Raw genomic sequence first — 25,045 nt, 5'->3', positions numbered from 1 at the left:
ATCGATCTTCTTGCTACCGGTCGGTGAGGACCGGCGTTCGTGAGCCCAGGAAGGGCAGTGGCGAGCGGCCGTCCACTGTGGACGCGATGGCGAGCAGAACGCCCGCGCCGCCGGTGTTGAGGTCCATGGAGAGCCGGCGCAGCTGAATGCCGGGGAACGCGATCCCGGCACCGAAGCGCACGGCGTGCCAGCCGAGTGCCCGCAGGTGCACCTGGACCGAGCGTTCGAGCTGTTCGTCCGGCCGGTGGCGCGTCGCGTGGGCGAGGGTGGCCATGAGTCCGGCCCTGCCCAGCGTGAAGGCGGGCTGGATGACGAACTCGCCGGTGCAGCCGCTGAGCAGACCTGACAGCTTCTCGACGCACGGGCGTTCCGGTGCCACCGCGGCGAACTCGGTGAGCACCATCGCGATGCCCGCACCACCGATGCCGACGTACGGCAAGGACCGGAAGGTGCCGTCGCGCACCTGCAGCGATCCGTCCAGCGCGACCATCGTCTCGGCCAGGTCGCGTTCGAGCGCCTGCTCGGACACCTTGAGCCAGCGTCGTTCGCCGGTGTGCTCGAACATCCGCAGGAAGAACAACGCGGGTCCCGACCAGCCGTGCAGCAGACCGGCCCTGGCCTTGTCGCCGGGTCCCGGTGCGCCGGCCAGTTGCTTCGCGAGCCGTTCGGCCAGCTCCTCGGCCTGCGCGGCGAAGCTGTCGTCGCGGCGGGTGTCCGCGAAGTGCAGGAGGTTGAGCCCGATGCCGGACAGTCCGGCACTCAGCCCGTGGTCCTGCGTGGCGGGGACGAGCGCGGCATAGCGCTCGACCAGTTCGGTCGCGACGTCGTGGTGGCCGAAGTTCTCCAGCACGTGCGCGATGCCGTGTGCGCCGACGAAGAAACCCGGCTGTTTCGGCGGGTCCCGCAGCACGGTCCTGATCAGCCAGTCCTCGTGCTCGGGGTAGCGGCCTTCACCGCTGACGTCGAGCGCGTGCAGCACACCCGCCGCGCCGTGACCGAAGCACGTGCCGCCGACCTCGAACTGCTCGATGTCGCCGGGGAACAGCCGGTCGGTCCGTTGTGGAGTCGCGCTGTGCAGGATCGCCGTGGCGATCTCCTTGCGCACGACCGTCCAGTCCGGGTTCTCCTCGTCGAACTGCGTGAACGCCGGGTCGGCCGGTGGGTCGACGCGCGACGTGAGCACGCCGGCGATCGACTGGCAGTACTCGTCGGAAAGCCCGAAGCGTCGCTTGATCACCTGCAGGTGCTGGGGAAGCTTCGCGGGTGCGAGCTCCAGCACCGTGTTGAGCGGCAGGAAGATCCACAGCTTGAGCGCGGCCAGCGGGTGCTCGTCGATCTCGAAGCCCTCGCGGTCCGCGGGCGCCTGGAAACCCGGCGCTCCGAGCGTGGGCCGGTGCACGTTCTCGATCGTGGACGACAGCTCGAAGTCGATCAGCGAGATCTCGTCGTCGTCATCGACCAGGATGTTGAGCGTGTGCAGGTCGCCGAACACGACCCCGCGGTCGTGCACCCGCGCCATCAGGTCCTCGACCCTGCCGATGAGGGCGAGCGCGCGCTCCCTGTACTCGACGAGCTTCTCGTCGGTGGCTTCCTTGTGCGTCAAGGGGTAGTTGTGGCCGAGCCACTGCCCGAGCGAGCGCCCCGGCATGAACTCCATCGCGACGAAGAGGTGCTCCCACTCGGTGAAGCGGTCGTACACCTCCGGCACGCCCTTGACGCCGCTCAGCCTGGTGAGGATCTGGTGCTCGAGCTCCAGCCGTGCCACGGCGTCGCGGCCCTCGCGGTCGAGTCCGGCGTGCGGCCGCGCCTCCTTGAGCACGACCTCCTTGCCGTCGCTCTTGCGCGTCGCCAGGTAGACACCGCCGCCGTTGGAGAAGTGCAGCGAACGCTTGATCTGGTACGGGAAGGCTTCCGGGTCGCCGGCGTTGCGCTCGGCGAGGTGCGGCGCCAGGAAGTCCGGCAACTCGACCCACTCCGGCACGCTGAAGACCGGCTTGCGCTTGTCCGCGACGAGCACGCCGTCCGGTCCCTCGATCGCGAGCACCTGCTGCCCGTCGACCTCGAGCCACTGCTCGGAGAATCCGCCGTAGCGCACGTAGAGCGGTCCCTTGCCGTACCGCAGGTCGCTGAGGACGTAGGCCCCGTGCTCGCCGGTGAGCACCGCGCCGAGCTCGGTGAGGATCTGCTGGAGCTGCTCCGTGCCCGTCGGGTAGATCGTGATCAGCTTGCCGCTGCCCTCACGGGGCGCGTACTTCGAGTTGCGGGCGAGCACGATCGAGATCGTCTGCAGGTACTTGAACGGGATCCGGCGCTCGACGCAGTAGTCGAAAGCCGCCTTGAGCACCTTGCCGGCGTTGTCGAGTCCAGCGGAAACGTGGATCTTCCAGCCCTGGTTGGGGAGCTGCACACCCGTCGGGTGGTGGTGCCTCCACACGTTGCGCTCCACCGTGACCCAGTCGGGAGGAAGCGCGGGGAGTTCGGTGGAGAAGTCGTCCTCGGGAGTGGTTTCGGTGCTGCTCTGCAGATCGTAGAACTGCCGATCCGCGAAGCAGTACGCCTCGTATCTGAGGTCCACCGAATTCGCCTCCCTGACTCGTTTTTCGTTTCTTTGATGCGCATATTTCCGCACAATCTCGGAGCTATGGGGAATCCGCCGTTAGGGTCATATGGGTCCCCCGTTCGTGTCCGAAAGAACATCGGTTACCGGTGCGTATGTGACTTCTCGTGATGAGGTTTGGGTCCATCTCACCCGGTTGAGATGTTTGCTGCCGGTCGGTTTGCCCGGGGTATGCCGTGTTTTCGCTAAACGGCACCGAGGCGTTCCTGATCTCGGGCGCCTCTGGGCTGCGGTATTCCAGCTCGATCGCGACGTATAGTTACATGGGTGCAAACGTCGTGTACGCGCTGTGTCGGTTGCTCTTTACGAGTGAAGCCAAAATTGGCTGCCATTGCGTGTTTGATACGGCCGAATGGCGGTAAGGCATGCCCCGTTGGAACCCATTCGTAGGATGAGATTGGTTACCGACTTATTATGTATCAAACATTGTCTTGCTACATGCAACTGCCCAAATCCCTATGTGATGTAATCGTTCGAGTGAAATCCATGTTTTGATGTAACGAGACACGTTTCGTGAGCGGCCCTCTGCTGCCCGGCGTGTCGTGCGGCTAGGCTGCGCGTGTGGGGAGCGTGGCAAGCCGCTGGCTGGTGCCGGCCGTGGTGGTGATCACCGGTGCCGCGGTGGCGGCAGGGATGGTGGGCCGGACCGTGTACTCGCGTCCGGCCGAGGCCAAGGGGGCGCCCGTGGTCGCGTCCTCGTCCGTCGCCGGGCCGTTGCCGGGGTCCGCGGAGGTCCGGCTGAGCCCGGACTCGTTCACACATCCCGATCGGACCGCTGTGCAGCGGGTGCTGCAGGCCTACTTCGACGCGATCAACTCCCGGGACTTCGACGCCTGGCGCGGAGTGGTGTCGGCTCGGCGGGTTTCTTCCACGCCCGAGGCTTCTTGGGTTGCCGCGTATGAGACCACTCAGGACGGCGGGATGGTGGTGCAGCGGGTCGAGACCGATGTGGTCACTCGGCGGCTGCGGGTGTTGATCTCGTTCGTGTCCACTCAGGACGTCGCCAAGGCTCCGCCCGCGTTGCCGGAGGGGTGTATTCGGTGGCGGGTGGTGTACGTGCTGGTGTGGGAGGGCGGGATGTTGAAGGTGGATGAGGCTGCGGAGAACCGGAACCCTCAGATGGAGAAGTGCTGAGGCGTTCGGCTTTGCCCCGCCTTGCCCCGCCTTCGGCGTGGGCGCGTTGGTTGCGTAGGTCGTCTCCCTGTTTCGTTGGCGGGCGCCGGTTTGTTGTTCGTAGGTGGGCTTGTTGAGTGCGTGCGTGGCGGCTGCTTCCTGGGGACTCCGCCCCCAGACCCCCACAATCTGATCAAAGACCGGCCCACGCCACACGCGGGTTGATGGCACGCCTGTTGCTTTGGGCGGAGGCGCGTTGCTTCGTGGGGTGCGTTGGTGGGGACCACCCCACCCTGACCGCGCGGTAAGGACAGCTCGCCTTCGGCATCGCGTGCGGTCTGGGGATCCCATGAGCGCGCGATCGGACGGGCTCGCCTTCGGCTTCGCGTGTGGGGTGCCTGCCCGTGAGCGCGCGGTAGGGACGGCTCGCCTTCGGCATCGCGTGCGGACCCCCGCCCAGCTCGGTGTTGCCTTGCTCCGCCCAGCTCGGTGTTGCCTTGCTCCGCCCAGCCCAGAGTTGCTCAGCCCAGCCCAGCCCAGCCTCGCTCCCCCTTGCCCCGCCTTGCCTTGCCCCGCTTGGCTCCGCCTCGCTCGGTCTCGCCCTGCTCCGTCCCGCTGTCCCGTCTCGCCTTGCCCCACCTGCCGTTCTCGCCCTCGCGGGCCTGTCAGACCCACTCGCTACGTTGGGTCGCGGGGGACGCTGAACCCAAGGGGACCCCTGCGCGAGCGTGCCCAAATCCCACGGCCACGGCGGAAAAGCGCAACGCCCCGGGCCGCTGGGCGGACCGGGGCGTTGCGAGTGGAACGGGTGGTGCTCAGGCCGGGGTGAAGGCCAGGGCCACGTTGTGGCCGCCGAACCCGAACGAGTCGTTCACCGCGGCGTCCAGCTTGATCTTGCGGGGTTCGCCCGCCACCACGTCCAGCGTGACGGCCGGGTCGAGGTTCTCCAGGTTGAGCGTCTGGGGAACGATGCCGTCGCGGATCGAGAGGACGGTGATGATGGCCTCGACCGCTCCTGCTGCTCCCAGCAGGTGGCCCAGGGAGCCCTTCGGGGCGGTCAGGACCGGGTGGTCGCCGATCGCCTTGCGGATGGCCACGGTTTCCGCGACGTCGCCCACCGGGGTGGAGGTGGCGTGGCAGTTCACGTGGCCGACGTCGGACGGGTCGATGCCGCCGGAGCGAAGTGCTGCGGCGATGGCGCGCGACTGGCCGACGCCCTCGGGGTCCGGGGCGGTGATGTGGTAACCGTCGGCCGACGTGCCGATGCCGGCGAGACGGCCGTAGATCTTGGCTCCGCGGGCCTCTGCGAACTCGCGGCGTTCCAGGACCATGACGCCCGCGCCCTCGCCGAGGACGAAGCCGTCGCGTGCCGTGTCGAACGGGCGCGAGGCCTTCTCCGGCTCGTCGTTGCGGGTGCTCATGGTGCGGGCCTGCGAGAAGCCCGCTACCGGGATCGCCGTGATGCACGCTTCCGCGCCGCCTGCCACGACCACGTCGGCTTCGCCGGACATGATCATGCGGTAGGCCCACGCGATGGCCTCCGCGCCTGACGCGCAGGCGGAGACCGGGGCGTGCACGCCCGCCTGTGCCTTCAGTTCCAGGCCCACGTGCGCGGCCGGGCCGTTCGGCATGAGCATCGGGACGGTCAGCGGCGACACCTTGCGCAGGCCGTGCTGCTCCAGGAGGTCGTCCTGGGTCAGCAGGGTGATCGCGCCGCCGATGCCCGTGCCGATGATCACGGCGAGGCGCTGGCGGTCGACGGTGTCGTCGTCGTGTCCCGCGTCGGACCAGGCCTGGCGGGACGCCACGATGGCGACCTGCTCGGAGCGGTCCAGGCGTCGAGCTTCCACTCGGGGGAGCACCTCGGTCGGGTCCACCACGAGCTCGGACGCGATCTTGACAGGCAGGTCGTACTTCGCGACCCACTCGTGGGTCATCGGGGCGACCCCGCTCTTGCCTGCCAGAAGCGCGTCCCAGGTGGACGTGACATCACCACCGAGCGGGGTGGTGGCACCCAGCCCGGTGATGACGACCTCGATGCCCGAACTCACTTGTTGCTGGTGATGTAGTTCACCGCGTCACCAACGGTCTTGAGGTTGGCCAGCTCGTCGTCCGGGATCTTCACGCCGAACTTGTCCTCAGCCTGGACGGCGATCTCGACCATCGACAGCGAGTCGATGTCGAGGTCGTCCACGAAGGACTTCTCAGCGGTGACGTCGTCGGCGGCAACGCCGGCGACCTCTTCGACGATCTCGGCAAGACCGGTCAGGACGTTGTCGCTCACTGAAGTTCCCTTTCGATTGAAACGATGAACAAACTCTGGGTGGTACTCATGGGCACCGGACCACCTGTCCTGCGTAGGACAGGCCCGCGCCGAACCCGACCATCAACACCACGTCTCCGGAGGAGATCTCGCCCGCCGACCGCATGTGGTCCAGCGCCATGGGGATGGAGGCCGAGGAGGTGTTGCCGGATTCGACGATGTCTCGAGCGACCTTCAGGTCCTCGCGCGCACCATTGTTGCGCAGGCGCTTGGCGATGGCCTCGATGATCCTGAGGTTGGCCTGGTGCGGGGCGAACACGTCCACTTCGGACAGTTCGACACCCGCGAGTTCGGCGGCACGGAGCGCTACCGGTGCGATCTGGGTCGTCGCCCACCGGAAGACCGTCTGGCCTTCCTGGTGGATGAACGAGTCGCGGTCGTCGATCCTGATGACCTCGGACATCGAGCCGTCCGAGCCCCAGGCGACGGGGCCGATGTGGTTCTCGTCGCTGGCGCCGACGACGACGGCACCCGCGCCGTCCGCGAAGATGATCGCGGTCGAGCGGTCGTCGGGGTGGGTCCAGTCGGTGAGCTTCTCCGCGCCGATGACGAGGAAGTTGCGCACCGCGCCCCCGCGGACGATGTCCGCCGCGGTCGCGACGGCGTAGCAGAAGCCCGCGCACGCGGCGTTCAGGTCGAACGCGGCCGCGGCGGTGATGCCCAGCCGGGTGGCGACCTGCGCGGCGGCGTTCGGGATCGTCGACGGCATGGTGCACGTCGCCACGATCACGCCGCCGATGTCGGCTGCCGTGAGGCCCGCGTCCGCGATCGCCTTGGTGCCCGCCGCGACGGACATGTCCACGACGCCCTCGTCCTTGGCCGCCACGTGCCGGTTGACGATGCCGACGCGCTCGCGGATCCACTCGTCCGAGGTGTCCATGCGCTGGGCGAGGTCGTGGTTGCTCACCACCGTCTCGGGCTGGTAGCTGCCGAGACCGATGATGCGGCTACCCGCAGCTGCCTGCGGGGACCGGAAGACTGTCACTTAGTGGCTCCAACGGTCTCGAAGAGCTCCGCGACCTTCTCGAACTGGTCAGGGGTCTTCAGGGCGAGGGTGGCGGTGCCCTTCATCGCGCGCTTGGCGAGACCCGTGAGCGCGCCGGCGGGCGGCAGCTCGATCGAGCCGGCGATGCCCTTCTCGACGAGGGTGGCCTGGCAGACGTCCCAGCGGACCGGGCTCGTGACCTGCGAGACCAGGCGCCGCAGCACCTCGGTGCCCTCGGTGACGACCTGACCGTCCTTGTTGGACAGCAGCGGCAGCAACGGGTCGTGCGTGGTGACTTCGGCGGCACGCGCGCGCACGGCGTCTTCGGCCGGCGCCATGTACTTGGTGTGGAAGGCACCCGCGACGGCCAGCTTGCGGACCTTCGCCGTGCCGGGTGGGTTCTCCGCGAGCTCGTCGAGCGCGGCACGCGGACCGGCCGCGACGATCTGGCCGGCGCCGTTGCGGTTGGCGGGCACGAGGCCGAGCTCCTCGAGGCGCGCGAGCACCTCCGGCTCGTCGCCACCGAGCACCGCGGCCATGCCGGTCGGCTCCAGGGCGCAGGCCTCGGCCATCGCGGCGCCGCGCACGGCGGCCAGGGCGACGGCGTCGTCGGCGCTGATGACGCCCGCGACCGACGCGGCGGCGAGTTCGCCGACCGAGTGGCCGCCGACGATCACGGCGGAGGGCAGTTCGACGCGGCGGCGCAGCTCACCGAACGCGAGCAGCGCGAGAGCCACGACGAGCGGCTGGGTGATCGCGGTGTCGACGATCTCGTCGGCCTCCGCGGTGGTGCCGAGACGCACGAGGTCCAGGCCCGTGATCTCCGACCACGACCGGACCTGCTTCTCGGCCCCCTCCAGTTCGAGCCAGGGGGTGAGCATGCCGGGCGTCTGGGACCCTTGTCCGGGCGCGAGGAGTGCGATCACGTCGATTACTAAAGCTGGTGAACCCACCGGTACCCCATGCTGTAAAGAACGAAGTACTGCGATCGTATTTGTAGAGATCCTACAAAAGTGTCTGCCAGGTGAACGCTCCGAGACGTAAGCCCAGCTCAGCGCGATGAGGGGTCGTTTGGTCCTCACCCTAACGGATGTGTGCGAAGTCCGTCACAGCCCGTTCGACTACCACAGGCCCCGGGCGCGAGCAAGGCGTCCTACAGACAAAGCGACGCGAAGCACAAGCGCGTCTCGAGCGTCATGTGCATTTCTTCCCGTCATTTCCTGAACGCGCCGAAGGCGATATCTGACCGTGTTCGGGTGCACGAACAGTCTTTTCGCGCACGTCTCCAGCACGCCCCCGACCTCCAGGAAGGCGTCCACGGTCTCCAGCAGCGCGCCGCCGGCGTCCTCCAACGGCCGCGCGACCCTGTCGACCAGCTGCCATTCGGCCTCCGGGTCACCGGCCAGCGCCCGTTCCGGCAGCAGGTCGAGCGAACGAACGGGCCGGGGCGCGGCGGGCCAGCCGACGACCGCGCGCAGGCCGCTCAGCGCGTCACTGGCACTGCGATGAGCCTCGGAAAGGCTGGTCACGGTGGGTCCGGCGACCACAGGACCCTCGCCAAAACCTTCGGCGATGCGACCCAGCACGTCCTCGCCGGTCTCGGTCGGGCCGCCGAGCACGACGACGAGCCGGGAGCCCTGCACGGACAGCAGCACCGGCCGGCCCGCGCGGGCGGCCTTGCTGCGCACCGAGTAGATGATCGTCGGGGGGTCCTCGCCGCCGGGATTGCCGACCAGCACCGTCGCCTCGATCGCCGGGTCCCAGCCGAGCGCGGCCGCGCGGGACAGCAGCGACTCCTCGGGGTCGCCACGCACGATGCCGTCCACGACCAGCGCTTCCAGCCGCGCGTCCCAGGCGCCGCGAGCCTCGGCGGCGGTCGCGTAGGAGGTGGCGGCCGAGAAGGCGATCTCCCGCCCGTACCGCAGCACGCCCTCCATCAGCAGCGCGCGCTCCGCCTCGTCCGCCGCCATCTGCGGCATCTGCTCCTCGAACAGCTCCAGCGCTATCCGGACCAGTTCCACGGTCTGGCGCAGGCTGACCCAGCGGGAGATGTCCTTGGGAGCGCTGCGGAACGCGTCCGCGGTGAGCCGGATCGCCTGCTGCCGGTCGTGCAGCCACTCCACGAACCCGGCCACGCCGTTCTGGATCAGCAGCAGCACGCTCGCGCGCTGGTCCGCGGGCATTCGCGCGAACCACGACAGCCGCCGTTCCATCTCGGCCACGCTGGCGGTGGCGAGTGAGCCCGACGCGCGTTCGATCTTGCGCATCGTGCGGGCGGAGAGCGTGGGCGGGTGCTCCTCCTTCGCCTTGCTGCTGGTCATACCCGCAGCTTAGGGCTCGGGAGGGGACATCACCGGGATGGGTGACAGAACCCATGTGGGTGTTTGCGCGGCCATACCGTCGGGCGGCAGAGCTCTATCAGTGCGGCGCGGAGGTTCGTCTTGCGTAGGTTCCCGGCACTTGCCCTGAGCGTGGTGGCGTTGCTGACGACGAGCGTGACCGCCGCGGCCGATCCGCCCGACCCGCTCGCCGAGTTCCACGCCCAGCCGGTGAAGTGGGCGCAGTGCGGCGGAAAGCTCGCTGAACTGGAGTGCGCCACGCTCGTCGCGCCGCTCGACTACGCCAAACCCGGCGGCGACAGGATCAACCTGACGATCAGCAGGAAGAAGGCGGTGGCGGCCGACCGCAGGCGCGGCGTGCTGTTCACCAATCCGGGTGGACCTGGCGGTTCCGGGCTCGGCCTGCCGCTGTTCCTGGGGAAGTCCGAGCTCTCGCAGGTCTACGACGTGATCGGCATCGACCCGCGCGGCGTCGGTGGTTCGACGGCGCTGAACTGCCGCACCGCGCCCGCGATCGCCGAGCCGGAGTCGCGGCCGGTGGACGGCGAGTTCGGCAAGTGGGCGGCCGAGGCGCGCGAGGCCGAGGAGGCCTGCCAGAAGTCGGGCGGCGGGATCCGGCAGTTCATCAGCACCGCGAACACCGCGCGGGACATGGACGTCGTGCGTGCCGTGCTGGGCGAGCAGAAGATCAACTACTTGGGCTACTCCTACGGCACGTACCTGGGCGCGGTGTACGGGACGTTGTTCCCGAACCGGCTCGACCGCAGCGTGCTCGACTCGGCCGTGCATCCGGAGTGGGTCTGGCACGAGCAGTTCCGCCAGCAGGCCGTGGCGTACCGGATGGACGTCGAGGCCTGGGCGGCGTGGGCGGGGGAGCGCAACGAGAAGTTCGGGCTGGGCAAGTCCCGCGACGAGGTGCTGGCCGAGGTCGAGAAGGTCGCGGCGAAGCTGCACTCGTCGCCGATCGGTGAGCACGACCGCTCTTCCTTCGACGGCGCAACGGGTGTCGGCGCCCGCTACCGTCCACTGTGGTCGGACCTGGCGTCGATCGTGATCAAGCTGCGGTCGGGGGAGAAGCCGGACAACGCCGAGGGCGCCAAGGCCGGTGAGGTGCTCGCGAAGACCGGGCTGGAGGAACTGCGGTCCGGCGTGTTCGACACGGTCACCTGCGAGTCGGACTGGCCGACCGACCTGCACGTCTACTACGAGGACATGCGGATGTTCCGCGAGCGCTACCCGTACGGCTTCGGCATCGTCCGCGCGGCACCGATGACCTGCACGTTCCGTTCGTTCACGCCGCCGGAGTCGCCGGTGAAGATCGTCCGCAACGGCTACCCGATCGGCGTCGTCGTGCAGTCGGAGGGCGACACGCAGACCCAGTACGCGAGCGGCCCGGCGATGGCCCAGCGGCTCGGGCACAACCTCATCACGGTCACCGACGAGGGCAAGCACGGCCTCTACAACGGCGGCAACAAGTGCGTCGACGACAGGGTCAACCGGTACCTGATCGACGGGGCGCTGCCGGGCAGCAGTTCCGAGTGCGCCGGCGACCCGCGGCCGGACGTGCCCAAGGACGGTCAGGGCGGGGCGGCCCCCGCGTTGTCCCCCGAGGGGATCCAGGCCTATCTGGACGGCCGGGGGCTGTCCGCGCGACCGTAGAAATGTGGAAGCGCCCGCCACGGAGCGTGGCGGGCGCTTCCCTCTCCCCGGTCCCCACCGGTGGTTCCACTCTGGACTGTATTGCGACAAAAATCCACGTCAGCCACCCTTTCGTGTAGCAGTGTCGAAGTTGTGGAGCGGTGTGATCCACGAAACGATCACCTCGTCTGATCTTCACTCACCGCAACTTTGTTCATAGGAGGGCCCGTGGGCTCGCAAATCACCGAGGGCCTGGGCCAGGCGTGGGCGATGATCGCCACGTTCGTGCCGAAGCTGCTCGGCTTCCTGCTCGTTCTGGTCATCGGCTGGTTCATCGCGAAGGCGCTCGCCAAGGGCGTCCAGTTCCTGCTCAAGCGCGTCGGCTTCGAGAAGCTCGTCGACAAGTCCGGCCTCAACGGCGCGATGCGGCAGTCGTCGATGGACGCCTCCGGCCTGATCGCCAAGATCGTGTACTACTTCGTGCTGCTCATCGCGCTGCAGCTGGCGTTCGGCGTCTTCGGCGCCTCGAACCCGGTGAGCACGCTGCTCAACGAGGTCATCGCGTACCTGCCGCGCATCGTCGTGGCGATGGTGCTCGTGATCGTCGCGTCGGCCATCGGCACGGCGCTGAAGGGCCTCGTGACCGGCGCGCTCGGCCAGCGCTCGTACACGAAGATCCTGGGCAACATCACCTACGGCTTCGTGATGGCGCTCGGCGTCATCGCGGCGCTCAACCAGCTGGGCATCGCCGTCTCGGTGACCATGCCGGTCCTGATCGCCGTGCTCGCCACCGTCGCCGGCGTGATCGTCATCGGTGTGGGTGGCGGCCTGGTCCGCCCGATGCAGCAGCGCTGGGAGGGCTGGCTGACCCGCGTGCAGGACGAGGCGCAGGTCCAGTCGCCGATGCCGCGTGCGTCGCAGGAGATGCCGTCCACCGTGGGTGCCCGCACGGGTGACATGCAGACGCCTCCGTCGGGCACCCCGATGTCCGAGAGGTAGTTCTCAGTACCTGGAGGGGCCCTGCGCGAAACATCTCGCGCAGGGCCCCTTTCTGGTGTTCTGACAGTTCTCCAGTTTCGATCCAGTGCCCGGCCGCAGCCTCGTGTCCACCCGAACTGTTCCGTCGCGGTGGAGGACCTATGAAAGCCCTTGTGCTGTCCGCGGGCGTACGCCCGGCCGGATACTCGCTGCCACGGCAGATCGTCCCCATCGCGAACAAGCCGGTGCTCGAGTACGTCGTGGAGAACCTGCGGGACATCGGGATCACCGACATCGGCATCGTCGTGGGTGATGGCGCGCAGGAGATCTCCGAGCTGTTCGGCGACGGTGCGTACCTGGGTGTCTCGATCACCTACATCCAGCAGGACGTGCCGCTGGGCCTCGCGCACTGCGTGCGGATCGCCCGGCCGTTCCTCGGCGACGAGGACTTCGTGATGTACGTGGGCGACAACGTTCTCGTCGAGGGCATCGCCCAGATCGCCGACGAGTTCGAGCGGCTGCGGCCGTCCGCGCAGGTGCTCGTGGACAAGGTCGAGGACCCGCGCCTGTACGGCGTCGCGGAGGTGGACGAGAACTCGCGCGTGACGCGGCTGATCGAGCACCCCCAGGAGCCGCGCAGCGACCTCGCGATGATCGGCGTCTACTTCTTCACCCCCGCGATCCACGCCGCCGTCGACGCGATCGAGCCGTCGTGGCGCGGCCAGTTCGAGATCACCGACGCGTTGCAGTGGCTGGTGACGCACGAACGCGATGTGCGGGCGCGGATGTACTCCGGGTTCTGGAAGGACACCGGCAAGGTCGAGGACGTGCTGGAGTGCAACCGCGAGCTGCTGATGGGGCTGCGGACCGACATCCAGGGCATCGTCGACGACGAGTCCCGGCTGATCGGTGACGTCGTGGTCGAGGAGGGCGCGCGCGTGGTGCGATCGTGCATCGTCGGGCCCGTGATCATCGGCGCCGGGACTCTGGTCGAGGAGTCGATCATCGGGCCGTACACGTCGATCGGCGCGGACTGCCGGATCGTCGAGTCCGGGGTGGCCGACTCGATCGTGCTGAACGAGGCGTCCGTGCACAACGTGTCGGGAATCGAGACGTCGCTGATCGGCCGCCGGGCCCGCGTCGGCTCGGCGCGCCAGCACCGGTTGGTCGTCGGTGACGGCGCGCACGTCGAAGTCGCCGCCTAGTTGATCCAGTCCTGAAGGCGGTCGCACTCCTCGGCGACCGCCTTCTGCCTGCTCCTGTCCAACTGGTCGATGTAGTCGACGGTGATCCGGCGCTCTTTGGTGATCGCCCAGGTGGCGACCACGTAGCCGTCGACGAGGACCGTGGGCCTGCCGCCGATGACGACGCCGAGCCGGTCGTCGGCGATGACCCTCCTGCGGTCGGCGTGGGCGAGCAGGATGTTGTCGAACTCGGGCAGGAGCCGGACGGGGACCGGGGTGTCCGGGTCGGGGCGCGGGGCGTCGGGGAGGTCGAAGAGCTCCTTGCCCGCCTCGCTGCGGAACGTCGCGAGCCGCGGGCGCAGTGCCGCGAACGTCTCGGCGAGTTTCGTGAGACCGGACCACTGCTGGGCGTCCATGACGGTGGCCGGCCCGAAGGCCCTGAGGTAGCGCAGGACGAGTTCTTCTTTGTCCATGGCGTTCTGAGGCCCGCCCAGCCAGTTCTCGACGGTCGTGCAGACGGCCCTGCCGCTGCTGTGCCACAGGCCGCGCGGCGGGAGCTGGACCAGGGCGAGCTTGTTGCGCAGCGCGTTGCCGAGAACGGTGTGTTCGCGGTCGGGCCAGCGTTGCTTGAGCTGCTTGCCGGCGTCCGCGGTGCCCTGCGGGGTCTCGTCGAGGATCTCGCGGCCCGCCTCGGCGATCTCGTCGAAGTCGAGGCCCCTGAGGCGAGCGGCGAACGGGCCGCTCTGCAGTTCGCGGTCGAGCCGGAGCTGCATGTGGGGGCGCAGACCGAGCGCGTCCCGTGCGCTGACCAGGTGGATCGTGCCGCGCATCAGGAGCATGCGGACGGCTTGTCTGGTGGTCAGGAGGTCTTCGAGCTCGTTCGGCTGGAAGTTCTGAAGGCGCGTCCAGAGGCCGACGTAGGGCGACTTCGGTTCCTGCGCCTGGATGCCGAAGAGGTGCTCGATGGTGGCGAGCGCGCTCTGGTTCGCGCGCTCGCGCAGCATCTGGCGTTCGATCAGCGCTCTGTTGAGCTGGTCCAGGCTCAGAGTCCCCATCGGGACAGGTTATGCCGGACGAACGCGAATCCGGTGCCGTTCGGGCGTTCGCCGTCGTGGACGACGAGCAGGTTCAGCTTGCCCAGGACGATGTCGGCGCCGTCGGAGTGCTCGACGTCCTTGATCCGGAAGTCCTTCAGCGGCTTCATGTCCGCCTTGCGATACGCGACGAACCGCGAGTCGCCCTGGCTGGACGCGAGCAGCACGTCGTTCGCGATCGTGAGGCCCTCGGCGTCGGCTTCGAGCCACTTGCCGCCGAAGCCGGGGTTCGGGCCGTCGGCCTCGCACTCCTCCGTCTCCGGGTTGTACTTCTGCGGCGCGCCCCACGTGCGGACCTTGTCGACGAGCTGCGGCCTGCCGAAGCCGTTGGAGCGCAACGGGATGCGCCAGATGCCGACGTCCTCCTGCGCGGCGTACAGGGTGTTCGTGCTCTCGTCGATCACCATTCCCTCGACCTGCGGGCCCTCGCCGGGCTCGCCGCACACGGTCCACTGCGTGCCGTTGGGCAGGGTGAAGGTGCTCGGAAGGTCCAGAGTGGACACCTTCCTGGTGTCGTAGGTCCTGCCCTTCTGAACCTGGAGGAGCGCGATGCTGGTCTCGTTGCGCCGGCTGGTGACGACGACGTCCTTGCCGTCGACGTGACCGGCGGCCAGGCCGTACGCGGTGTGCTGCTCGTCGACCTCTGCCTCGGTCGTGGAGAACACCGGCTTCGTGTCGGGGTTCGTGACGTCCTTCGCACCGCGTTCGTCCACTTGGAACACGCGGATGCGGTCACGGCCGCGGTCGCTGACGAACGCCAGGTCACCGAGCACGTCGACGTTGTTGAAGCGGCCGGGCTTCGCGTCCGGCGCGGGTGGCAGTGGCGCCGGGTGGACGCCGATCGTGCGGCCGTTCAGGTCGAACGCCGCCAAGCCGCCTTCCTTGAGTGTGCCCAGGACCACACTGCGTTCGGTGTTGCGCGGGTTCACCCAGATGGCGGGGTCGTCCGCGTCGGCGGGCTCCTCGAACGTCTGCGTGATGACCGTCGGTGTGATGACGGGCGTGGCCGGCGCGGTCAGGAACAAAGGGACGAGCGCCAGTGCTAAGGAAGATGACATGGTGGGACCGTAGGAAACACCGATGTACTGCGACTGAACCGCGGGGGAACAGACCGTGTGGTACGACGTGGGATTGACGCTCTTCGGCCAGAAGATCGCTTACACGGAGCTGGTCGGGCAGGTGCTGGCGCTCGCGGTGGTGTTCCTCGCGCAGCGCCGTTCACTCTTGACCTGGCCCGTTCAGCTGGTCTCTGTCGCGTTGCTGTTCACCGTCTACATGTCGGCGCACCTGGGTGGCCTGGCGACCAGGCAGGTCGCCGTTGGTGCGATCGCCGTCTACGGCTGGTACGCGTGGGTGCGTCGCCGTGACCCGGTCTTCGGTGTGGTGGTGCGCAAGGGTTCCTGGCGGGAGCGTGCCGCCGTGGCCGCCGCGTTCGTCGTCGGCACGGTCGCGTTCGCGCTGGTGCTGGACGCTCTGGACGCCTCGTGGGCACCGTGGCCGGACGCCGCGATCTTCATCGGCACGATCCTGGCCTTCGCGTTGCAGGGCCTGGGGTTGGTGGAGTTCTGGCTGGTGTGGCTGGTGGTCGACGCCGTCGGCGTGCCGCTGCAGATCCAGTCGGGCCTGTACTTCAGCGCGTTCGTCTACGTGATCTTCGCGGGCCTGGTGATCCACGGTTTCATCGACTGGAACCGCACCGCCCGCCGGTTGACACAGGCGGCAAAGTCTCCTCTATGAGGGGACTGTTGATCGCGTTACTGACCGCTGTCTCGTCGCTGGCAGCCGTTCCGGCCGTCGCCGCACCTGCGCCGCGCACCGGATTCGAGCTCACCGGCAAATGGACCACCGAGGCCGAGGAACAGGCCTACCTGCGCGCCACCGGCCTCCCCGTCACGGAGATCGGCGTCACCGCCCAGGGCCGTCCCGTCCAACTCGTGCGCGTCGGCTCCCGCTCCGCGCGCACGGTGGTTCTCTTCATCTGCTCCCAGCACGGCGACGAACCCGCCGGCCGCGAGGCGTGCCTGATCCGCATGCGCTCGCTGCCGCGTTCGTCCGACGTGACCTACCTGTTCGTCCCGAACGCCAACCCGGACGGCCGCGTCGCCGACACCCGCGGCAACTCCGCCGGCATCGACATCAACCGCGACCACCTGCTGCTGCGCTCCGCCGAAGCCCGAGCCATGGCCTCGGTGATCCGCGACTGGCAGCCCGACGTCATCCACGACCTGCACGAGTTCGGCCCGTCCGAGCCCTACTACGTGAAGGACGTCCTCTGGCTGTGGCCGCGCAACCTCAACGTCGCTTCTGGCGTGCACGACCTGTCCGAGTCGCTGTCCCGCTCCTACGTCCGGCCCTCGGTGGAAGCGGCCGGTCGCACGTCCGGCGTCTACGGCATCTACGTCGACCCGGTGACCGGCGAGCCCGTGCGCCAGGTGGCGGGCGACGGTCAGGAACGCATCCTGCGCAACACGGGCGGGTTGAAGCACGGCATGGGCCTGCTGGTCGAGACCAACGTCGACAACACCCCGGCCTACCGCGTCCAGTCCCACCTGCTCGCCCTGGACGGCACCCAGTCGTTCGTCCGCGCGAACCGGTCCGGCATCGAGACGGCCAACGCGGCGTCACGCGCGGTCCGCACCGGCCCGATCTACTTCGGCGGCGCCGACAACCAGGCCCCGGACCCCTCGGACGTGGTGACCACCCCGCCGTGCGGGTACGTGCTGACCGGCGCCCAGTACCACGACGTGCAGGACGAGCTGGCCCTGCACGGCGTCAAGTCCCAGTACCTGCGAGGCGGCGACCGGATCGTGCCGCTGAAGCAGGAGGCCCGCGCCCTGGTCCCGCTGCTGCTGGACGCGCGGGCCGACGGCCCGCTGCTGAGCGCCCAGCCCGTCGCCCAGTGCTAGGCCGACTGATATATCGGCTGCTCTGACCTGCGCTTACCCACCGGATGCAAAGGACGTTTGCGGACGCCCGCAAACGTCCTTTGCATAACCGATATATCAGCCAGCCTGGTCGTCGTGAGCCGCAGTGCCGTCCTACAGGCCTCTGAGGACGGTGAGGCCGTCCACCGGCGTCTCGGGTTCACCATCGCCGGTCAGCTCACCGAGCACGCCCTCAGGGCGTGCAAAAGGGCCGCCCCGCGTGTGCGGAGCGGCCCCTCGGTTCAGCGAGTGGCTACGCCAGGCCCGCGTCGCCCGTGGAAGGCCCAGCGGCCTGCACGTCGTTGATGCGGTACTTGCGGGACGCCTCGACGACCTTGGCCTGCTCGACCTCGCCGCGCCGGGCCAGTGCGGCCAGCGTGGCGACGACGACGGACTCCGCGTCCACCAGGAAGTGGCGGCGTGCGGCCGGGCGGGTGTCGGAGAAGCCGAAGCCGTCCGTGCCCAGGGTCGTCATGTCGGTCGGGACGTACGGGCGGATCAGGTCCGGGATCGCCGACGCCCAGTCGGACACCGCGATCACCGGGCCCTGCACGTCCTTGAGCACCTGCGTCACGTACGGCACGCGCGGCTCGGCGTCCACGTGCAGCAGGTTGTGGCGGTCGGTCTCGACGGCGTCGCGGCGCAGCTCCGAGTACGACGTGGCGGACCACACGTCCGCCGACACGCCCCACTCCTCGGCGAGCAGCTTCTGCGCCTTGAGAGCCCACGGGAGGCCCACGCCCGACCCGAGGATCTGGGCACGCGGGCCACCGGTCTGCGGGCCGTCCTGGTACTTGTAGAGGCCCCGCAGGAGGCCTTCCACGTCCAGGCCCTCCGGCTCGGCCGGCTGCACGTACGGCTCGTTGTAGACCGTCATGTAGTAGAAGATGTTCTCGGCGTTCTCGCCGTACATCCTGCGCAGACCGTCCTTGACGATGTGCGCCACCTCGAAGGACCACGCCGGGTCGTACGAGACGACGGCCGGGTTCGTGTGCGCCAGCAGCAGCGAGTGGCCGTCGGCGTGCTGCAGGCCCTCACCGGTCAGCGTGGTGCGGCCCGCGGTGGCACCCAGCACGAAGCCGCGCGCCATCTGGTCCGCCGCCGCCCACAGGCCGTCGCCCGTGCGCTGGAAACCGAACATCGAGTAGAAGATGTAGATCGGGATCATCGGCTCGCCCTGCGTGGCGTAGGACGTGCCGACCGCCGTGAACGACGCCGTGGAACCCGCCTCGTTGATGCCCTCGTGCAGGATTTGGCCCTGCTCGGACTCCTTGTAGGCGAGCATCAGGTTGGCGTCCACCGAGGTGTACGCCTGGCCGTTCGGGTTGTAGATCTTCTGCGTCGGGAACATGGAGTCCATGCCGAACGTTCGTGCCTCGTCCGGGATGATCGGCACGATGCGCGGGCCGATCTCCGGGTCCTTCGCGAGGTCGCGGACGAGCCGGACGAACGCCATCGTCGTGGCGACCTCCTGCTTGCCGGAGCCGCGCTTGATGCCCTCGTAGACCTTGTCGCCCGGCAGCACCAGCGCCTTGGACTTCGTGCGGCGCTCCGGCAGGAAGCCACCCAGCTGACGGCGGCGCTCCAGCATGTACTGGATCTCCTGGTTGTCCTGCCCGGGGTGGTAGTACGGCGGCAGGTACGGGTCCTTCTCGAGCACCTCGTCGGAGATCGGGATGCGCAGGCTGTCCCGGAAGCCCTTGAGGTCGTCCAGGGTCATCTTCTTCATCTGGTGCGTCGCGTTGCGCGCCGCGAAGTGCTTGCCGAGCGAGTAGCCCTTGATCGTCTTGGCGAGGATGACGGTCGGCTGGCCGACGGTCTCGGTTGCCGCCTTGTAGGCCGCGTAGACCTTGCGGTAGTCGTGGCCGCCGCGCTTGAGGTTCCACACCTCGTCGTCGGTCATCGGGTCGACGAGCGCCTTCGTCCGCGGGTCGCGGCCGAAGAAGTGCTCCTTGATGTACGCGCCGTCGTTCGCCTTGTACGTCTGGTAGTCGCCGTCGGGCGTGTTGTTCATCAGGTTGACGAGAGCGCCGTCGCGGTCCGCGTGCAGCAGCGCGTCCCACTCGCGGCCCCAGACGACCTTGATGACGTTCCAGCCGGCGCCGCGGAAGAACGACTCCAGCTCCTGGATGATCTTGCCGTTGCCGCGCACCGGGCCGTCGAGGCGCTGCAGGTTGCAGTTGACCACGAACGTCAGGTTGTCCAGCTGCTCGTTCGCGGCGAGCTGGAGCAGGCCGCGCGACTCGGGCTCGTCCATCTCGCCGTCGCCGAGGAACGCCCACACGTGCTGGTCGGACGTGTCCTTGAAGCCGCGGTCACGCAGGTAGCGGTTGAATCGCGCCTGGTAGATCGCGTTCATCGGGCCGATGCCCATGGAGACCGTGGGGAATTCCCAGAAGTCCGGCATGAGGCGCGGGTGCGGGTACGACGGCAGACCGCCGCCCGGTCCGGCGTGCGAGTACTCCTGGCGGAAGCCGTCGAGCTGGTGCTCGCTCAGCCGGCCCTCGAGGAAGGCGCGAGCGTACACGCCGGGGGAGGCGTGGCCCTGGATGAAGATCTGGTCGCCGCCGCCGGGGTGGTTCTTGCCGCGGAAGAAGTGGTTGAAGCCGACCTCGTAGAGCGACGCGCTGGAGGCGTAGGTCGAAATGTGTCCACCGACACCCACGCCGGGCCGCTGCGCGCGGTGCACCGTCATCGCGGCGTTCCAGCGGATCCACGCACGGTAACGACGCTCCACCTCCTCGTCACCGGGGAACCACGGCTCCCGCTCGGTGGGGATGGTGTTGACGTAGTCGGTGCTGGTCAGCGAGGGGATGCCGACCTGGTTCTGGCCCGCGCGTTCCAGCAGGCGAAGCATCAGATAGCGAGCCCGCTGTTGCCCGCCGCCCTTGAGCACCTCGTCGAACGACTCCAGCCACTCGGACGTCTCTTCGGGGTCGATGTCCGGCAGATGGGCTGCGAGACCGTCGCGAATGACACGTACCCGCTCGGGGCCTGTGTTCTGCGGGCTCAAGGTGTCTCCTCGGCTTCGTTGGCGGTACACGCGATGGCCCGGAAACCGTGCCACGCGCTCCTATCGTTGTCCTTGCGTGGCGACTTCGTCATCGCTACCGGTCGGTAGTTCTGGATCGTGTCGCTCACGCGCGCGCGATAAGAGGTATGTAGAGCGTGCCTCATGCCAGTCTAGGGAACTCCACAGGGGTACCCGTTACGGCGTGTCAAGTGGTCAACAGTTGCGCCGGAGGTAGCTGACAGTGTTCGCTAGCCCGAGTAACGGACTCTGGCGGCAGTCTTAGGGCTGTCGCTCTTGCGTAGTTGGAGGAGTGAAAACCGTGGTCGCCGCGGAAGACGCCGGCAAGATCGGCGTCGCCGAGAAGCTCGGGATCGAATCGGGCATGGTCGTCCAAGAACTCGGCTGGGACGAGGACGTCGACGACGCCTTGCGTGCCGCAGTCGAGGAGCGGATCGGGGGAGATCTCCTCGACGAGGAGGCCGATGAGACCGTGAGCGTCGTGCTGCTCTGGTGGCGGGAGGACGACGGCGACCTGGTTGACGCCCTTCTCGAGGCCACCGGCGTGCTCGCCGAGGACGGCGTGATCTGGGTTCTCACCCCGAAGACCGGCCGCCCCGGCCACGTGGAGCCGAGCGACGTCGCCGAAGCGGTCCCCACCGCTGGCCTGTCCCAGACCTCCAACATCAGCGTCGCCGACGACTGGGCGGGCATCCGCCTGGTGTGGCCGAAGTCGGCCAAGGCCAAGCGCTGACCCTCATCGGGCTGACATAGGGTTGAACCACGGGCGCCCAGCGCGTTCGTGGTCCTTTGTCGCACCGGAGGGGTTTGGCTCATGGCGGTCGAGGTCGGTTCGGAGGCCCCGGACTTCACGCTCAACGACTACAACAAGCAGCGTGTGACGTTGTCGTCGTTCCGTGGCGGGAAGAACGTGCTCCTGGTCTTCTATCCGTTCGCGTTCAGCGGCACCTGCCAGGGCGAGCTCTGCCAGTTGCGCGACGAACTGGCGACCTACGAGGACGAGAACGTCCAGGTGCTGGGCGTGTCCGTGGACTCCCCGTTCGCGCTGAAGGCGTGGGCGAACCAGGAGGGCTACCAGTTCCCGCTGCTGTCGGACTTCTGGCCGCACGGGGCCGTCGCGCAGTCCTACGGCGTGTTCAACGAGGCCGTCGGCATGGCGCTGCGGGGCACGTTCCTGATCGACACCGCCGGCGTCGTCCGCTTCGCCGAGGTGAACGCGCCGGGTGAGGCCCGCGATCAGGACGCCTGGAAGAAGGCCGTAGCCTCGCTCAAGGCATGATGTAGCTGTACCCCAGCGCTTCGTGGCGCCGGGCCGGGGCGTGTAGCTCAGCGGAAGAGCACTCGGTTTACACCCGAGCGGTCGCAGGTTCGATCCCTGTCGCGCCCACCAGCCAAAACGGCCCCTCTGAGAGTTGCTGAGGGGCCGTTGACATCACCGATTGACATCAGTCGGGGTCTGAAAGCCGGTCCATGCTGGCTGCCAGCTTCCGTTTCGCCTCGTCCAGCACGTGCCCGTAGATATTGGCGGTGGTCGAGATCGAGGCGTGGCCGAGCTGCTCCATGACCTCTCTGATCGTTGCGCCGTCCAGCAGCAGCAGGGTCGCTGCCGTGTGCCGGAGGTCGTGTACACGCGCCGGATCCAGCTCGGCCCCCTTGAGTAGCCGCCGCAGCATCGTGTTCACATTGCGAGGCTCGATCACTCTGCCCGTTGCGGTGACAAAGATCAGGTCGCTCGGCTGACCTGGCGCTGGGTTGAGCTTTGTTCTCTTGCGCTTCGCGGTCTTCTCTTGATGCTTGGCCAGAGCGGCCAGGCATACGCGGCCGAGGTAGAGCGTCCGAGTGGACTTCTTCGTCTTCGTTTTTCCGAAGAGCAATTTTCCTCGGACTCGCTGTACAGTCCGGCGGACTTTGAACGCGCCGGTCTCAAGGTCTACGTCCGACCAGGCGAGTCCAAGTACCTCACCCTTGCGAAGGCCTGTCGTAATGAGGATCAGCCATAGCGCGTAAAGCCAGTGCTCGGTGGCGGCCCTCACGAACTTGCGAGCCGCAGACTCAGGCATCGGGTCTACCTCAAAAGTTCCCCGTTTTGGAGTCTCAACTAGCTTTGCGACATTGCGGCCAATCAGTTCCTCTCGCACTGCCGTGGTGAGGGCGCTCCGCAGGGTTTCAAATACGTTCTGCACGTACCTGTCTGACAGCGGCTCTCCGAGAACGGTCTTCGCCTTGCGGAGCTTGGCGATGAACTGCCGGACGTGCGTAGGCGTCAACGCGTTCAGCTTCTTCGAGCCCAGGTTGGGCCTGATGTAGCGACGCACAACGATCTCGTAGCCCGAGTAGGTCGACTCCCCGCGCTCCGCCTTGATGACCTCTTCCAGCCACCACGTGAGGTAGTCGTCCAGCTTCATGCTCGATGAGATCGACGGCACGCCTTTTCGGTTGTTGTCGAGCATCTCAACGCGCTTGTTGTTCGCGTCCTCCCAGCTCGACCCGTAGACGTACTTGCGTTTGCTTTCTCCGGTGGAGGTGAGCACGTAGACGGCCGCCTGGTAACGGCCATCCTTGCGCTTGACGATCGTGCCCATTCCATTTGCTGCGCGACCAGCCATCAGGCGGCCTCCGGTTCCTGGAGAAGCGTCTCGATGTACGCGTGGATCGACGTGAGAGGAACTCGGCGAGCGCCAAAGATCTTCACGGACTTCAGTTGGCCCATCCGAATGAGGTCAAAGACGCGGGTCCGTCCGATGTTGAGCAAGCGTGCGGCCTCCTCAACCTTCAATAGCAGTGGAGGAGAAATGAGGGGATTCGGGCTTTCGGCCACGGCTGTGTTCCGATCTGTGAGGTGGTGCGGTGGCCGTCCGGGCGGTGCGTGGTTGGCGGTTCGAGCCGTCCGGACGGGCGGGAGGTTGGTGAGCGCGGGTGTGCGGGGAGCGACGGTAGAAACCCGGAAACCCGGAACTGTGCCTTGGCAGGGCTGTGAGCTGCGGTGATGTGGGCCGGGTTTGGCGCGCGGCTAAACCCGGCGCAAACCCGGTGGAAACCCGGAGGCGGGTCTAAACCCGGTCCGACGGGGCGGGGTAGCCCTGCTAGCCGCGGCTAGATCAAGGCCGTCTGTTGCTCGACGGCCGGCGTCTGGTCGTGCTCGGCTTGGTCGGGTTCGGTGTTGGTCTCGACCCAGAACACGAGGGAGTTGGCGCTCTTGTCGTGCCTGCTGCGCAGGACGTGGCCGCCGTGCCAGCGTCCGATGTGGCCCGTGAGCAGCTTGCCCATGCTTTTGGAGGTGGGGATGCGGTCGCGTTCGTCGGTGAGGAACGTGCCATCCCACCGGTCGGTGACCTTGGTCCCGTTGACCTCGGGTTCGGCGCTGTGGCACAGCACGCGCGCCCGCAGCTCGTTCTTGCCGTGCAGTTCGTGCCACTTCGCGAGGAACGCGGTCCATTCGGTGTTCTCGTCGTCGGCCTCGCGCATCTCGGCGAGGTTGTCGAGGAACCCGTCTACGCCGTGGTGGGCGAGGAATCCGCCGGCCGCGCCCGCCCAGGTGCTGAACTGGCGCATGGTGTGCCCGGAGCGGGGTGCTCCGGCGTTGATCCAGTCCATGACCAGGATGAGCAGGTGCCGCAGCACGGTGACGCGATTGGCCGGCTTCTTGAGCCACTGGTCCAGGTGCGGGATGCCGAACCCGGTCTGGTCGCGCTGGTCGGGGTGCGGGTCGTTGGGGTCCAGGCGCACCAGGGCGGTGCGGGTGGCCATGTCCCCGCCCAGCCGGATGTTGTTGCCCGTGGCCAGCCACAGCCGATCGTTGACGGCCTCGAACCCGGCGCTGTTGGAGCCCAGGTTGCGGTCGTCCCACTTCGGGCCGGTGAGCAGCTTGGCCAGCACCGCGGAGGAGACCTCGGTTCCTTCGGCGAGGTTGTCCCACAGCATCACCGCGGCGGTGCTGTGCAGGGCGCTGGTGATGGACTTCTGTAGCTCGTTCTCGTCGTTGTTGCGCCACACCAGGTGCTTGAGTCCGTAGATGTAGCCGGGGATCTCCGCCAGCAGCGTCTTGCCGGAGCTTTGCGTGGTGGCGGAGATGAGGCCGAACGGGGTCAGGCACCCGAGGTAGGGGCGCAGGATGGGGGCGATCATGAGGCCGATGTGGTTGGCCTTGTCGGCCGGGGCGACGAACGGGAAGTCGCGCAGCAGCGTGCTTGTCACGAACTCCAGTGCTTCGCTGACCTGCTCTTGGGACGGTTGCGCGGGAATGGCCGGCATCGCCACGGTGGGCGCGTAGTACAGGCCGGTGCCGATGTCGTATCCGGCGGTCTGCAACAGGGTGCCGTCCGGGCGCAGCACCGGCGAGGTGACCACACCGACCAGCGGACGCACGTCGGGCCAGTAGCGCGACGACAGCACCGCGGACAGCGCGGCTTTGGTGGGGCTGGCCTCCGCCTCCTCCCACTGCTCGGTGTCCTTGTTCTTCTTGCGGCGGAACACGAACGCGTGGTGCGCGAGCAGCCACGCCAGCGACGGCGAGGTGATCGGATCGGCCTGCACCGGCAGCGCTGCGGCGTCGACCTGGTGGGCGTGCTCGGCGGCGCTGGCGGCCTTGCCCGACACCCGCGACAGGTGCACCAGCTGCCCGCCCGAGACGTAGACGTCGGGCAGCGCGCCCTGTCCCAGCGCGGACGTCAACGCCCGGATCGTCTCGGCTTCCCCGCCGATCTGAATGGCCGGCTTCTCCGCGGGCTCTCCCGCCGACACGTCGGTGGTGCTGGTGTTGGTCATCAGGGCGGTGATCTCGTCCGGGTCGGTGAGGTTCGGGGTGGTCATCGGCGGGTCC

The 25,045-nt window shown here is 67.9% G+C and carries 19 protein-coding genes, 1 tRNA gene and 2 pseudogenes; 10 read left to right on the top strand and 12 right to left on the bottom strand.

Features of this window, described 5'->3' with window-relative positions; genetic code table 11:
• Positions 1-13: 13 nt before the first annotated feature.
• Positions 14-2,575 (bottom strand): class III lanthionine synthetase LanKC, encoded by a 2,562-nt coding sequence (gene lanKC / locus SK854_RS30345; RefSeq protein ID WP_319978529.1) that lies wholly within the window; start codon positions 2,573-2,575, stop codon positions 14-16.
• 603 nt (positions 2,576-3,178) lie between these two features.
• Between lanKC and SK854_RS30340 the strand changes: the two genes are divergently transcribed.
• On the top strand, positions 3,179-3,751 hold the full coding sequence (locus SK854_RS30340) for a hypothetical protein (protein ID WP_319978528.1): 573 nt from the start codon (positions 3,179-3,181) through the stop codon (positions 3,749-3,751).
• A 794-nt stretch (positions 3,752-4,545) separates the two neighbouring features.
• Here the strand turns inward: SK854_RS30340 and fabF are convergent.
• From fabF to SK854_RS30320, 4 genes are read right to left on the bottom strand one after another with little or no spacing between them, the layout of a single operon-like run.
• The gene (fabF, locus tag SK854_RS30335) at positions 4,546-5,781 is read right to left on the bottom strand and encodes a beta-ketoacyl-ACP synthase II (RefSeq protein ID WP_319978527.1); all 1,236 of its coding nucleotides are present in this window, start codon (positions 5,779-5,781) and stop codon (positions 4,546-4,548) included.
• Positions 5,778-6,014, bottom strand: coding sequence for an acyl carrier protein (locus tag SK854_RS30330; RefSeq protein WP_089950824.1), 237 nt, complete (start codon positions 6,012-6,014; stop codon positions 5,778-5,780). Before SK854_RS30330 ends, fabF begins: the two co-directional genes overlap by 4 nt.
• Positions 6,015-6,060: 46 nt before the next feature.
• The gene (locus SK854_RS30325; protein WP_319978526.1) at positions 6,061-7,038 is read right to left on the bottom strand and encodes a beta-ketoacyl-ACP synthase III; all 978 of its coding nucleotides are present in this window, start codon (positions 7,036-7,038) and stop codon (positions 6,061-6,063) included.
• Positions 7,035-7,964 (bottom strand): ACP S-malonyltransferase, encoded by a 930-nt coding sequence (locus SK854_RS30320; RefSeq protein WP_319978525.1) that lies wholly within the window; start codon positions 7,962-7,964, stop codon positions 7,035-7,037. The genes SK854_RS30325 and SK854_RS30320 overlap by 4 nt, the downstream gene beginning before the upstream one ends.
• A gap of 164 nt (positions 7,965-8,128) precedes the next feature.
• On the opposite strand from SK854_RS30320, the pseudogene SK854_RS48295 reads away from it, so the two are divergent.
• A pseudogene (locus SK854_RS48295) lies at positions 8,129-8,233 on the top strand (hypothetical protein); the annotation flags it as partial.
• Here the strand turns inward: SK854_RS48295 and SK854_RS48290 are convergent.
• Positions 8,208-8,975: pseudogene (locus tag SK854_RS48290) on the bottom strand (PucR family transcriptional regulator); the annotation flags it as partial. The pseudogenes SK854_RS48295 and SK854_RS48290 sit on opposite strands and share 26 nt — an antisense overlap.
• Before the next feature lie 504 nt (positions 8,976-9,479).
• Here SK854_RS48290 and SK854_RS30310 point away from each other — a divergent pair.
• From SK854_RS30310 to SK854_RS30300, 3 genes are all read left to right on the top strand, one after another.
• On the top strand, positions 9,480-11,036 hold the full coding sequence (locus SK854_RS30310) for an alpha/beta hydrolase (protein ID WP_319978523.1): 1,557 nt from the start codon (positions 9,480-9,482) through the stop codon (positions 11,034-11,036).
• A gap of 207 nt (positions 11,037-11,243) precedes the next feature.
• A complete protein-coding gene (locus tag SK854_RS30305) occupies positions 11,244-12,014 on the top strand; it encodes a mechanosensitive ion channel family protein (protein WP_319978522.1) in 771 nt (256 codons plus the stop codon).
• A gap of 140 nt (positions 12,015-12,154) precedes the next feature.
• The gene (locus SK854_RS30300) at positions 12,155-13,198 is read left to right on the top strand and encodes a glucose-1-phosphate thymidylyltransferase (RefSeq protein WP_319978521.1); all 1,044 of its coding nucleotides are present in this window, start codon (positions 12,155-12,157) and stop codon (positions 13,196-13,198) included.
• Here SK854_RS30300 and SK854_RS30295 read toward each other — a convergent pair.
• Positions 13,195-14,232 (bottom strand): winged helix DNA-binding domain-containing protein, encoded by a 1,038-nt coding sequence (locus SK854_RS30295; RefSeq protein WP_319978520.1) that lies wholly within the window; start codon positions 14,230-14,232, stop codon positions 13,195-13,197. The genes SK854_RS30300 and SK854_RS30295 overlap by 4 nt on opposite strands.
• Entirely contained in the window at positions 14,220-15,329 is a 1,110-nt protein-coding gene (locus SK854_RS30290) for a phytase (RefSeq protein WP_319978519.1), read from the bottom strand. Before SK854_RS30290 ends, SK854_RS30295 begins: the two co-directional genes overlap by 13 nt.
• A 55-nt stretch (positions 15,330-15,384) precedes the next feature.
• On the opposite strand from SK854_RS30290, the gene pnuC reads away from it, so the two are divergent.
• Positions 15,385-16,008, top strand: a complete 624-nt coding sequence (pnuC, locus tag SK854_RS30285) for a nicotinamide riboside transporter PnuC (RefSeq protein ID WP_319978518.1) — start codon at positions 15,385-15,387, stop codon at positions 16,006-16,008.
• Positions 16,005-17,177 carry a M14 family zinc carboxypeptidase gene (locus tag SK854_RS30280; RefSeq protein ID WP_319978517.1) on the top strand — a complete coding sequence of 391 codons (1,173 nt, stop codon included), beginning with the start codon at positions 16,005-16,007 and terminating at the stop codon, positions 17,175-17,177. The genes pnuC and SK854_RS30280 overlap by 4 nt, the downstream gene beginning before the upstream one ends.
• Before the next feature lie 271 nt (positions 17,178-17,448).
• On the opposite strand, the gene aceE is transcribed toward SK854_RS30280, so the two are convergent.
• Positions 17,449-20,208, bottom strand: a complete 2,760-nt coding sequence (aceE, locus tag SK854_RS30275) for a pyruvate dehydrogenase (acetyl-transferring), homodimeric type (protein ID WP_319978516.1) — start codon at positions 20,206-20,208, stop codon at positions 17,449-17,451.
• Positions 20,209-20,527: 319 nt separating this feature from the next.
• Here aceE and SK854_RS30270 point away from each other — a divergent pair, with 319 nt between their 5' ends.
• The 3 genes from SK854_RS30270 (at position 20,528) to SK854_RS30260 (ending at position 21,616) form a co-directional block, all read left to right on the top strand.
• Positions 20,528-20,959: a DUF3052 domain-containing protein gene (locus tag SK854_RS30270; protein WP_191305365.1), complete on the top strand. Its 432-nt coding sequence runs from the start codon at positions 20,528-20,530 to the stop codon at positions 20,957-20,959.
• A gap of 81 nt (positions 20,960-21,040) precedes the next feature.
• Positions 21,041-21,505, top strand: a complete 465-nt coding sequence (locus tag SK854_RS30265; protein WP_319978514.1) for a peroxiredoxin — start codon at positions 21,041-21,043, stop codon at positions 21,503-21,505.
• Between the two features lie 36 nt (positions 21,506-21,541).
• Positions 21,542-21,616 (top strand) — tRNA-Val (locus SK854_RS30260).
• Between the two features lie 55 nt (positions 21,617-21,671).
• On the opposite strand, the gene SK854_RS30255 is transcribed toward SK854_RS30260, so the two are convergent.
• The 3 genes from SK854_RS30255 to SK854_RS30245 form a co-directional block, all read right to left on the bottom strand.
• Entirely contained in the window at positions 21,672-22,808 is a 1,137-nt protein-coding gene (locus SK854_RS30255) for a tyrosine-type recombinase/integrase (RefSeq protein WP_319978513.1), read from the bottom strand.
• Between the two features lie 23 nt (positions 22,809-22,831).
• Complete coding sequence (locus SK854_RS30250; protein ID WP_319978512.1) at positions 22,832-23,044, bottom strand: helix-turn-helix domain-containing protein; 213 nt, start codon at positions 23,042-23,044, stop codon at positions 22,832-22,834.
• 275 nt (positions 23,045-23,319) lie between these two features.
• Positions 23,320-25,035: a hypothetical protein gene (locus SK854_RS30245; protein WP_319978510.1), complete on the bottom strand. Its 1,716-nt coding sequence runs from the start codon at positions 25,033-25,035 to the stop codon at positions 23,320-23,322.
• Positions 25,036-25,045 lie beyond the last annotated feature (10 nt).

The organism is Lentzea sokolovensis (assembly GCF_033949975.1).
Lineage (GTDB): Bacteria > Actinomycetota > Actinomycetes > Mycobacteriales > Pseudonocardiaceae > Lentzea > Lentzea sokolovensis.
The sequence above is the reverse complement of the archived record's forward strand: the minus strand, read 5'-3'. Positions and strand labels throughout refer to the sequence as shown.

Coding starts and splice junctions, on each gene's coding strand:
- SK854_RS30300 (WP_319978521.1), top strand. CDS start 12,155: ATGAAAGCCCTTGTGCTGTCCGCGGGCGTACGCCCGGCCGGATACTCG.
- SK854_RS30295 (WP_319978520.1), bottom strand. CDS start 14,232: ATGGGGACTCTGAGCCTGGACCAGCTCAACAGAGCGCTGATCGAACGC.
- SK854_RS30290 (WP_319978519.1), bottom strand. CDS start 15,329: ATGTCATCTTCCTTAGCACTGGCGCTCGTCCCTTTGTTCCTGACCGCG.
- SK854_RS30280 (WP_319978517.1), top strand. CDS start 16,005: ATGAGGGGACTGTTGATCGCGTTACTGACCGCTGTCTCGTCGCTGGCA.
- SK854_RS30265 (WP_319978514.1), top strand. CDS start 21,041: ATGGCGGTCGAGGTCGGTTCGGAGGCCCCGGACTTCACGCTCAACGAC.
- SK854_RS30255 (WP_319978513.1), bottom strand. CDS start 22,808: ATGGGCACGATCGTCAAGCGCAAGGATGGCCGTTACCAGGCGGCCGTC.
- SK854_RS30245 (WP_319978510.1), bottom strand. CDS start 25,035: ATGACCACCCCGAACCTCACCGACCCGGACGAGATCACCGCCCTGATG.